General features: G+C 68.2%; 11 protein-coding genes. 4 read left to right on the forward strand and 7 right to left on the reverse strand.

Annotation, left to right across the window (positions count from 1 at the left end):
* Window positions 1-431 precede the first annotated feature (431 nt).
* Complete coding sequence (locus QK442_RS35560; protein ID WP_282698275.1) at window positions 432-773, forward strand: hypothetical protein; 342 nt, start codon at window positions 432-434, stop codon at window positions 771-773.
* Between the two features lie 121 nt (window positions 774-894).
* Here the strand turns inward: QK442_RS35560 and QK442_RS35565 are convergent, their stop codons facing one another.
* The 7 genes from QK442_RS35565 to QK442_RS35595 form a co-directional block, all read right to left on the reverse strand.
* Window positions 895-2,139: a site-specific integrase gene (locus tag QK442_RS35565; protein ID WP_282698276.1), complete on the reverse strand. Its 1,245-nt coding sequence runs from the start codon at window positions 2,137-2,139 to the stop codon at window positions 895-897.
* Window positions 2,139-2,351, reverse strand: coding sequence for a helix-turn-helix domain-containing protein (locus tag QK442_RS35570; RefSeq protein WP_282698277.1), 213 nt, complete (start codon window positions 2,349-2,351; stop codon window positions 2,139-2,141). Before QK442_RS35570 ends, QK442_RS35565 begins: the two co-directional genes overlap by 1 nt.
* Complete coding sequence (locus tag QK442_RS35575) at window positions 2,351-3,796, reverse strand: replication initiator (protein ID WP_282698278.1); 1,446 nt, start codon at window positions 3,794-3,796, stop codon at window positions 2,351-2,353. Before QK442_RS35575 ends, QK442_RS35570 begins: the two co-directional genes overlap by 1 nt.
* A 147-nt stretch (window positions 3,797-3,943) precedes the next feature.
* On the reverse strand, window positions 3,944-4,708 hold the full coding sequence (locus QK442_RS35580) for a DUF2637 domain-containing protein (protein WP_282698279.1): 765 nt from the start codon (window positions 4,706-4,708) through the stop codon (window positions 3,944-3,946).
* A 38-nt stretch (window positions 4,709-4,746) separates the two neighbouring features.
* Window positions 4,747-6,165 carry an FtsK/SpoIIIE domain-containing protein gene (locus tag QK442_RS35585; RefSeq protein ID WP_282698280.1) on the reverse strand — a complete coding sequence of 473 codons (1,419 nt, stop codon included), beginning with the start codon at window positions 6,163-6,165 and terminating at the stop codon, window positions 4,747-4,749.
* Window position 6,166: 1 nt separating this feature from the next.
* A complete protein-coding gene (locus tag QK442_RS35590) occupies window positions 6,167-6,358 on the reverse strand; it encodes a hypothetical protein (protein ID WP_282698281.1) in 192 nt (63 codons plus the stop codon).
* The gene (locus QK442_RS35595) at window positions 6,355-6,708 is read right to left on the reverse strand and encodes a hypothetical protein (protein WP_004000856.1); all 354 of its coding nucleotides are present in this window, start codon (window positions 6,706-6,708) and stop codon (window positions 6,355-6,357) included. The genes QK442_RS35590 and QK442_RS35595 overlap by 4 nt, the downstream gene beginning before the upstream one ends.
* Before the next feature lie 178 nt (window positions 6,709-6,886).
* Between QK442_RS35595 and QK442_RS35600 the strand changes: the two genes are divergently transcribed.
* The 3 genes from QK442_RS35600 (at window position 6,887) to QK442_RS35610 (ending at window position 9,491) form a co-directional block, all read left to right on the forward strand.
* Window positions 6,887-7,756: a winged helix-turn-helix domain-containing protein gene (locus tag QK442_RS35600; protein ID WP_282698282.1), complete on the forward strand. Its 870-nt coding sequence runs from the start codon at window positions 6,887-6,889 to the stop codon at window positions 7,754-7,756.
* Between the two features lie 699 nt (window positions 7,757-8,455).
* The gene (locus tag QK442_RS35605; RefSeq protein WP_282698283.1) at window positions 8,456-8,776 is read left to right on the forward strand and encodes a hypothetical protein; all 321 of its coding nucleotides are present in this window, start codon (window positions 8,456-8,458) and stop codon (window positions 8,774-8,776) included.
* A gap of 82 nt (window positions 8,777-8,858) precedes the next feature.
* Window positions 8,859-9,491, forward strand: coding sequence for a hypothetical protein (locus QK442_RS35610; RefSeq protein WP_282698284.1), 633 nt, complete (start codon window positions 8,859-8,861; stop codon window positions 9,489-9,491).
* Window positions 9,492-9,650 lie beyond the last annotated feature (159 nt).

Raw genomic sequence — 9,650 nt, forward strand, 5'->3', positions numbered from 1 at the left:
GGCCACGCCGGTCCTCGTTCACAACTGCAACACATCGCTGGCGGAGTACGCAGACAGTCTGCGCCCGGGGTTCAACAAGGTAGACGGTCCGTTCTTTGCGGCGAAATACACCTCTCCGTCAGGGCGAACCTATTTCGGTCATTCAGGTCATGATCTGAGTCCAACTCCTGGTGGGGAAGTGGACTCCCTTGTTCGGCGGTTCACGCCGGAAGGTGGCCGTTACCATGCGGGATGCGCAGAGACGATGTGTCTCATTCAGGCTGAGGCCGCCGAGGGTGCCGCTGGGCTCAGAGGAGGGACGTTCGAAGTGGTGAAGGTGAGAGGATTGAATTCTCCGCCGGGTGGCGCCCACGGCACCCCCGCCAGCCCATGTTCACTGGTCTGCCAACCCAGGCTGGATCACCAGGGAATCAGCTACTGAGGGAAATGATGTGAGTAGGCAGCACCTCCGAGTGAATCGCTTCGGTTTCGCCGAATACGAAGACATGATAGAGGTTTCCAGAAATGTGGATATCTCCGAACTGAAGGGTGCCCTCAAATCAATCGTGGAGTTCGCCCTCTCAGAGGATTCCGATCTTCTCGATTCACTATCGGACGGCGCCCAGTCGGACTTCATGGTTCCTTTGGGAATGTCCGCGAGAATGCTGTCAAGCGGAGATTACTCGGAGGTGGAGTTGCTCTCTGCCGCCTGCACCGTGAGGTACTGTGCCGAGCCGCACTTGTCAGAGTTCCCTGACGAGCTCGCGCAGATGCTCTCTCGGCTGCCTCGGTAGCGACAGCAAATCAAAAGCGTCATCAGGTATGCCTTGGTGGGGCCTTAGGGCGCTGTGACGGCAGTAGTTGACGGCAACGGCGGCGGACACCACAGTGTTCGCCGCCGTTGCCGTGTGTGGGTCAGGAGTGGCTGAGGGCGTTTCCGAGGGCGGTCATGGCTTCGCGTTGGAGGCGGAGGCGTACGTGGGCGTAGACGGTGGCGGTGACGCCGATGTGGGCGTGGCCCAACAGCTCCTTGATGACGACAAGTTCGACCCCTTGTTCCAGAAGCAGGGTGGCGGTGGTGTGGCGAAGGTCGTGGAAGCGGATGCGGCGGAGGCCGGCCTTGCGGAGGAGCGCGATGAAGGCGCGGGTGAGGTTGGTCGGGTCGATCGGTCGGCCCTGCGCGGTGGTGAACACGTGTCCGTCGTGCTGCCATCTGGTGCCTACGGCCTCACGTTCGGGCTTCTGCTGCTCGTGGTGGAGCTTCAGCGACTGGAGGCAGCGGGTGGGGAGGGCGATGCGGCGCTCGGAGGCCCGCGTTTTGGTGGGCAGCGTGGTGAGCCCGCCTGCGCTGGTGCGCTGCAAGGTTCGGCGGATTGCGGCGGTGCCCGCGTCGAGGTTGAGGTCTTCCCAGCGGAGGCCGAGAAGTTCGCCCTTGCGGAGTCCGGTGTGGAGGGCGAGTTCGAACAGCGCGTGCAGCCGGTGACCTTGCGCGGCGGTGAGGAATTGACGGGCTTCGTCGGCGGTGAGGGGTTCAAAGCGTCGGGGCCGTGGGGTGCCGGTGCGGACGTTCCGGGCGACGTTGCGCGGGATCTCTTCCTCGCGGACGGCGTGCTCCAGGGCGGATTTGAGGACGGAGTGGATGTAGGTGAGCGTCAGCGGGGAGAGCAGCTTGTGGCAGCACTGGCCGGCGGCGCAGCAGCGGGGCTGGTCGCGCCGGGCGTCGATGCCGCGGGTGCAGCACTGGCAGGTGGTGCGGAGCTGGTTGAGCCAGGTACGGACCTCTTTGGCTGTGAGCTTGGCGAGCTTCTTCTTGCCGAGGCCGGGGATGAGGTAGCGGTTGACGCAGGCGGTGTAGCGGGTGTGGGTGTTCTCGCGGAGCTGGTGGACGGCGACGGTCTCCAGCCAGTACGTCAGGTACGCGGCCACGCTGCCCTGCGTGGAGGGGACGGGGAGGCCGCGGTTGCTGTTGGCGATCTTCTCGGTGAGCTTCGCCAGCGCCTCCCTACGGGTGGTGCCGTAGACCCGGACGCGCTTGCGGGTGTTGCCAGGGGCGAGGACGTATCCGGCTGCCTCCCAGCGGCCGTCCTTGCGCTGGTAGACGGTCCCGTCGCCGTTGGCGCGCACGCGGCGGGAGGCGGGGTTGTCTCGGGGTGTGGTCATCAGGCGGCGGCTTCCTGGTCGAGGCGGGTGCGAATGAAGTCGGTGAGGGCGTGTGTGGGGATGCGGCGGGCGCGGCCGAGGGTGATCGAGGCGAGCTGGCGGGTGCGGAGCAGGTCGTAGACGGCTGAGCGGCCGAGCTGGAGGCGGGCCATGACCTGGGGAACCGTCAGCAGCTCCTCCTCGCAGGGCGGGACCGGGTCATGTGCGGTCATCAGCAGCCCCCTTCCGCGATGAACTGCCGTGCGAGTTCTCTGCGATGCCAGACGGCGGCGGCGAGGAATCCGGCGCCGGGGCTGTAGCCGGTGCCGAGGTAAGCCCAGTGGCCGATGACGAGGGTGGTGTCCGGGTCGGGCTTGGGCAGGCTGGCGTGGGTGCGGGCCTGTTCGGTGCGCCAGGCGCGGCGGGCGGCACGGAGCGCGCCGAGGGTGGTGGAGTAGGAGCGGGACTTGGTGGAAAAGTGGCCCCGGAAGCCGAGCATGTGGGCCCACTTCCAGAGCTTCAGGCCAGCGAACTCGGGCAGCTTGCCCAGCTCCCAGCAGGTGCGGATCATCTGCCGCACGTGCCGGGCGACGGCGAGGCGCGGCAACGGGCGGGCCTGTCCGGTGCCGTCGCACGTGGTGCACGGGAGCGGGGTTCCGTGGGGCAGGAGAGTGGCGCCGCGTCCCTGGCAGGGGCGGCAGAATAGGGAGCGGTCGAGGGCGCCGGAGGCGTCGGCGGACTTGGTGGCGTACTTGGCCACGTAGGCGGCCACGGCCTGATCGTTGAATTCGGTGTCAGCGCCAAAGGCAGCGATCTCGCGTACGTCGAGCTGTTCGCCCCAGGCGAGTTCGCGTTCCCCGATCGCGTCCGACGCGACCGTGACGCGGACCCGGGAGGCGGCGGCGCGTACGGCATCGGTGAGCACGGTGACGGTGGCGTACGGCGGCGGGGGCTGACTGGTGCCGTCCGGGCCGTCGAGCCGGATCACGGCGTGGAAGTGGACCAGGCCGCGCTGCTGGTACTCGGCGACCTTGGCGAAGGAGACCCGCAGGACCGCGTGGGCGGCCCTCTGGGTCATGCCGAGCCCAGCGGCGATCTCCCGGCGCAGGTAGGTGGTGAAGCGTGCCCACAGGGCGGAGGCGTGGGCGTTGAACAGGACCGCGCCCGCGTAGTCGTACGTTTTCGGATTCAGCGGTGTCCCGATCAGGGTGTCCGTGGGTTCGTGGAGCTTGCGGCAGCGGCAGGGGCGGATGTCGCCGCCGGGGGTGGTGGGGCGGTTGTGGACGGGGCCGAAGGACGGTGGGGTGAGGGTGACGAAGACGCGCGGGTGGGTGCGGACGGTGTCGGGCACGGTCTTGCCGCCGGAGAGTCCGGCGCGGATGAGGTGGTAGGTGTCGGCGGCGTAGAGGCGGGAGCAGGCCGGGCAGCGGGAGGCGCGGCGGTTGCCGCACGCGGTGAGCAGGCTGCCCGTGGGCTCGTCGGATGTGGCGTAGGAGCGCAGTACCTCGCCGGTCGTGGTGTCGACGGTGGCGGTACGGCCGGTCAGGCGGACGGGTTCGGTGCAGCCGCCGAGGCGTTCGATCTGCTGCTGTGCGCGGTCGAAGTCGGGCTGGTTGACGAGGTGGAGCAGGTCCCGCGCGGCGGGGCTTGCCACGTGGCGCAGGTCCAGGGTGACCATTCGGGGCGTGTCCCTTCTGTCGGGTGTGTGGCCCCGAGCAGCAACCAGCGACGCAGGAGCCGTGTTGGTGCTGCTCGGGGCATGACGAACCAGGCCCATCGGGTGGGCGTGGATTTCAGGGGGGATCCGGCCGGTGGCCGGGGTGGCTCAGAGCTGAGCGAGGGCGGCGATGGCCACCGGCAGGGCGACGCCCATGCGGGTTGCGAGCTGCGCGGCGGTAACCGGTGTTCCGTGCTCGGCTTGGTGGGTGTCCGCGATGCGCCGGGCCGCACTCAGCAGTGCGGCGGGGAGGGCCGGGCGGGAGCCGGTGGCAGGCGCCGTGGTGACGGCCGGGGCGGGGGCGGAGTCGGGGACCTTGAGCACGGCAGGCACTGCGGCCGGAGGCGGCGTAGGTGCCGAGGCGGGGACCGGCTCAGGGGCCGGAGCCGCCGTTTCGGGAGCGGGCGCCGAGGTGGGCACCGGCTCAGCGCTGGGGGCGGGGGTGATGGTTGCGGTGGTGTCCTCCCGGTGTGCGGCCGTGTGGAAGTGGGCGAGGAAGGCGGGGCCGACGTGGCCCCAGCCCAGGAGCAGGAGCGGGGCGACGGTGTCCAAACAGGCCCGGCCGTAGCGTCCGGTCAGCAGGGGCTCGGCGGTGTTCAGCGCGAGGGTGAGCAGCCCGCACAGGTGCAGCAGCCGGGTGCCGGCCTTCAACTCGTACGCGGGGACACCGCGCAGGGCCAGGAACCGCAGCGCGACCAGGAGGCCGACGACGGACAGGTCCACCATGGGGGCGATCAGCGGGGCGATGGGGCGGGGGACGCCGAGCCGCAGGGCGAGCGCCCAGACGTTGCCGAAGGAGAAGACGAAGGCCAGGGCCGCGATGACCGCCATCACCATGGTCACGGTGCGCCGGGTGAACCGTTCCTCCGCCATGCGCGGAACCTCCTCTCGGGGCGTGGGATCGGGGGCGTTCAGGGCTTGGCCAGGGGGACGGCCGGGCCGTCCGGTCCTTCGTCGTCGCCGGGGTTCGTGTTGCTGGTGGTGTCGAGGAGGGCGTCCAGACACAGGGCGGGGTCGGCGGTCAGGTGGGAGGTGGCTTCCGCGATGCGGGCGGCGTCGGCGTCGGAGACGTACGGGGTGCGGATGCGGGTGAAGCCGGGGCGGCCCTGCATCGCCATCACCGCGACACCGACATAGGTGGGGTCCTGCAACGTCACCGGGCTGGCATCGGGCCAGTTGCGGATGTCGTCGCCGAGCGCGGCCACCGCGGCTTCCACCGTCTTCTGCGCGAACGAGAGCCCCACGGGGCACACATCGCGGATGAAGGTCGGGATGGCATCCCCGGTGGTCTTCTGGCTGATCAGGATGGTCAGGATGCCGACGCTGCGGCCCTTCTTGACCAGATCCTCCACCAGCCGGGCGTTCTCCGCCGTCAACGCGGCCAAACGTTTCGTCTCGGCGTCGCTGCCCTTGTACTCACGGAAGAACGTGTGCGCCTCATCGATGAGCACCACCGTGAGCGGCCACAGCCGCGAGGGGCCGACGTGCCACATGTTCTTCACGCCCAGCACGTCACGGATCACTGAGGACCGCCGCCGACGCAGCTCCACCAGCCGCTTGAACAGCGCGTTGGCCTCGTCCAGGTCGTCACCGCAGAACGCGAACATCCGCTTGACCAGGTCCGCGTAGTCGCCCTCCGAGGCCCGCGACACCTTCCCGTCGAAGCCCACGAACTGCACGGCCGCCGACGGCGCGAGGTCACAGACGAACTTGTTCACCGCCGAGGTCTTGCCCGCACCCGGGGTGCCGGCCACGGTCACCCCCGGCACATTCGCCAAGGACACGCACACCGGCGCCGCATACTCGTCCACCCCCAACTCCCAGCGCGACACCTCCTCCAGCGGGCGGCCGGTAGGCCGGTGCTCGGTCGACGTGGTCAAAGGGTCGGAGCGCACGCCACGGATCACCACCCGGCCGGGTCCGTCCGGCAGGACGGAGACCCGTGTGCACCGCCAGGCGTCCGCCAGAAAGCGTGCCGCCTTCTGGTACTCCTCCAATCCGACCTGCGGCAGCGTCCTGGCCCGCACGATCACACCGAACCGGTCCGGCTTCACCTTGATCCTGGGAGTCAGCACCCGAGGGGCCGGGGCAGGGCCGTCCTTCTGCGCGGTGATCTGCGCCAGCAGACCCGGTGTCTTGTCGGTGACCGTCAGTCCGGCCATCCGCGCCAGGCGCACCCAGCCCCAGCGCACCCGCACGGCCTGCCGCATACTGACCCGCGTGCCCCGGTCGGCACGGACGTAGCGCGCCATCGCCCACAGCAGCCACGCGCCCGCCAGCACGGCCACGATCAGCAGCACCTGCGGCACGCGGTCGGTCAGATCCTCCACGTCAGTCCCCCTCGGCCTCGGATATCAGGCGGAGTATCTCGGCCAGGTCCAGCCCGGCCGCGTCCGCCGGGTTCAGGCCAAGCAGTCCGAGCACAGCACCGGAGACGGCGAACGCCGCCTTGCCCTCGGTGCCCGGCAAGGGCCGCAGCGCGTGCAGCCTCCGCTGCGGCCCCCGGTTGCCACGGCCGGTCACTGGGCCGCCTCCGCCGCGACCAACTCCAGGCGGGCGGCGCGGTAGGCGACGCCGTCGGAGAGCTGACCGTTGAAGATCCGCGCCCACGGGGTGGCGAACAGTTCCACCGGCCGGACCATCACACCCGGCTTCAGTCCCGCTGCGAGGCCCGTTTCCGGGACGGTGATCTTCAGGACCTCGGCCCGGCCGTCCTCCATGAGCATCACGGTCACCGTGTACAGCGACGCGCCGGTCTCCCGGTCGGTGGCGACCTCCCCGGTCTGCTGGTCCTTGATCTTCAGCACCGGCTCGGTGCCCGCGATGCACACCGCCGACGGCAGCAGAGCAACACGGATTCGAGACATGGCCATGCCATCACACCCCTTGATCGATGGAGCCGCTTGATCGGCTCGCTAGGAGCATAAAGAGATCATCGCTTAACTTGCAAGGTCGATTAGATCGTGAAAACGATTAGGTTGCGAGGCGCTCAGGTGGGGAACACGTGGATGTGCCTGTAGTGCTAGGGCTGGCTGGCGATACCGTGGTGGCATGACCCTGCCCTTGGACGAGGACTCCCGGCCGCCGTACCTCCAGGCCGCCGAGGCCCTGCGGGACGCGATCCTGAACGGCGAGTTCCGCCCCGGCGAGCGCCTGCCCTCGGCCAACGTGCTGCGGGACCGGTTCGGTGTCTCCAGCTCCACCGTCCAAAACGCCCTGCGTGTGCTCAAGCAGGAAGGGCTCGTCTACTCCCAGCTCGGTCGCGGCAGCTACGTCAGCGCCTCAGCCGGCCAGAGTGCCAGACCAGCTGACGACGACCACGGCGATGCCGAGTGCGAAGGCCCGGACTGGCCGGTCGACCTCATCCGCAACGAAGACAGCCGCCCGCCGTACGTTCAGGTGGCCGACATCCTCCGTCGCGAGATCGAGGAAGGTACCTATCCTCCGGGCTCCCAGCTACCCCCGGCCCGTGAGATCCAGGAGCGATTCCAAGTCGCCAACTCCACCGCGCAGAACGCCTATCGGAGCCTCAAGCAGGCAGGACTCGTGTACGCGGTCAAGGGGCGCGGTGTCTTCGTGCGCCAGGCCCCGGAGCCGGGCAAGCACCACGGGCCGATCACGAACTACCTGCTGCGAGACGAGATCGCCCGCGAGGCCCGTGCGGCTGCCGCCGAGTTCGCCGACCTCAGCGATGACGAGTTGCTGGAGCGGGAGGCGGAGCTGGACCGGCGATGGGTCACGATCCGCGAGGAGCATCAGCGAGTCTTCAACGAGCGCCGGAAGGTAAAACGCGAGAAGAGCCGACGCGGCCTGTTCCTGCCACCCCTCCATGACGACGACGCCACGTCGGACGTGTCGCCGAGCCAGAAGCTGGAGGCCGCGCTGGCCGAGTCGAGGAAACGCGGGCAGCAGCGCCCCTGATCGACAGCCTGACAGATCGACCAGTGGTGAGCTGTTCAGAGTTTCTTTACTTGATCAAGGCGACCCGCTGACGCGGGTCGCGCGCGGCACGGCCGCCCGCCCGGCCCGCTCTCGGCTCCGCCACCGCGGGCCGGCCAGCGACCAGGCCGCGCAGAGACAGCACAGCGGACGACCGGAAGCGCAGGGGAAGCCGGACGCGCCCGCACAGCGAACGCCAGGCCGACGGCGAGGCGACGGCGGGGAATTGGCCGGGGCGCAGGCCCGGAGGTGGGGTCGGTCGGCTCCGTGGGATTTACCCACCTCCCCAGGCTGGGGCCCGCGTCGGGCAAGGCCAGGGGGCCACTCGTTCAAATTCCGGGCAGGTCCAAAGCCTGCCCGAGTTGCCGGGCCAGCGTACGGCCCCCTGACCATGCCCGACCCCAACCCGGGCAGGACACCGGCCAAAGCCCACTCCGCCGCCCTCACGCGCGCAGGCGTCTGACGGCAACGCCGACGGCAACAGGGGTGCACAACACGGCACTTCCACGCACACCCACGGACTGGCCGAGATCCGCTGACCTGCGAAAACGCAGATGACAGCACCTCAGCACGCACACGTACTATGTGCTGGCGGGGGCCACTCCGGTCCTCGTTCACAACTGCGCCGCCGCAACGCCCAGCCGGGGCGGCTCAACGCCTAGCCAGATCGGCGACCGGGGTGTGGACCAACTCGAGAACGATGTCGTGGCCCAAGGGCACACTGTCATCGGTCGCGAGGTGCATGCCCGTATCCCCGGTACCCGGCACGCCAAGGGTAACTATCGCAAGTACGACCTCGTGACTGAGAAAGACGGCTACCTCTTCCTTCACGAATCCAAGAACGGCCCCGGTGCGACCTATGAGCCGAGCCAGAAGGCGATGGACGATCTCTTCACCGAGACTGGCCTAGTGTTGTACGGCCGGTACGCGCGCAGGGCGGGTATCGCGGGATACCTCGACCCGTCGCGCTTCGTCATCAACGTTGTTCACCAGGACGTGTGATGTCATGGGGCACCCTGATCCCCACTGCTGGTGGGGATCAGGGTGCCCCAGTCGGTTCTGTACTAGATAGGGAGCATTCGCGTTGAGGAAGTCAGAAGTTTTCGCAGCAGTCGCAGGCGAGATGAAGAGCTTGGGCTTCAAACGTCGAAGGTCGAACTATGAGTACGTACTGGACCTCGGAAATGGATTTGAAGGCTGGTGTTCGTTCGCGGACGCCGCGAAGGGCGAGAAAACCGTCCTGTGGGTCGCGACCTTCACGGGAGTGCGGTGCGTGCAGGTTGAGGACCGCATCCTGGAATGGTGCGGCGACGTGGTACCGGGATGGGACGGCCGTTCCTATGTCGCCACCGTCTCGATGAACGTCGGCTACCTCACCCCTCAAGCACAATGGCTGGAGCATCGAGTCGACCTCGCAGAGGTGTCCGCAGAGGACGCCATCCAGGCGAATATTTCCGATGTGACCGACATCGGCCTCGGCTTCATTCGGGAGCACACCTCGTACGCCGGCCTGGTGGCCGCGTTGGAAACCGGCAAGGGCCAGATGGCCGACCGCCGTCTCGAGAGGCTCCCACTCGCCTTGGCGCTTCAAGGGGACATCGAGGGCGCCTATCGGGAACTGGCCAGCATGAAGCAAAGGGTGAGCGACGGTTCCTTCCTCACTCCGCGGTACCTGCGTTTTATCGCTGGTTTCGAAGGTGAGTTTCCCCGGACCTGAAATTGCGATGCAGTGGCGTGCCTGTCGGCGTAGGAGAGATTTTAGTCCTGAACTGCCGTGTTGGCGCTCGATAGACTGCTACGGCTGAGCGGTAGGCGAAAACCTGACAATTATTGGGGGCGTGCGGAACTTTCCGCACGCCCCCATGCCCTTTCTGTA

The sequence above is a fragment of the Streptomyces sp. CC208A genome (assembly GCF_030010625.1).
Taxonomy (GTDB): Bacteria; Actinomycetota; Actinomycetes; order Streptomycetales; family Streptomycetaceae; genus Streptomyces.

Coding starts and splice junctions, on each gene's coding strand:
- QK442_RS35600 (WP_282698282.1), top strand. CDS start 6,887: ATGACCCTGCCCTTGGACGAGGACTCCCGGCCGCCGTACCTCCAGGCC.
- QK442_RS35575 (WP_282698278.1), bottom strand. CDS start 3,796: ATGGTCACCCTGGACCTGCGCCACGTGGCAAGCCCCGCCGCGCGGGAC.
- QK442_RS35570 (WP_282698277.1), bottom strand. CDS start 2,351: ATGACCGCACATGACCCGGTCCCGCCCTGCGAGGAGGAGCTGCTGACG.
- QK442_RS35580 (WP_282698279.1), bottom strand. CDS start 4,708: ATGGCGGAGGAACGGTTCACCCGGCGCACCGTGACCATGGTGATGGCG.
- QK442_RS35595 (WP_004000856.1), bottom strand. CDS start 6,708: ATGGCCATGTCTCGAATCCGTGTTGCTCTGCTGCCGTCGGCGGTGTGC.
- QK442_RS35565 (WP_282698276.1), bottom strand. CDS start 2,139: ATGACCACACCCCGAGACAACCCCGCCTCCCGCCGCGTGCGCGCCAAC.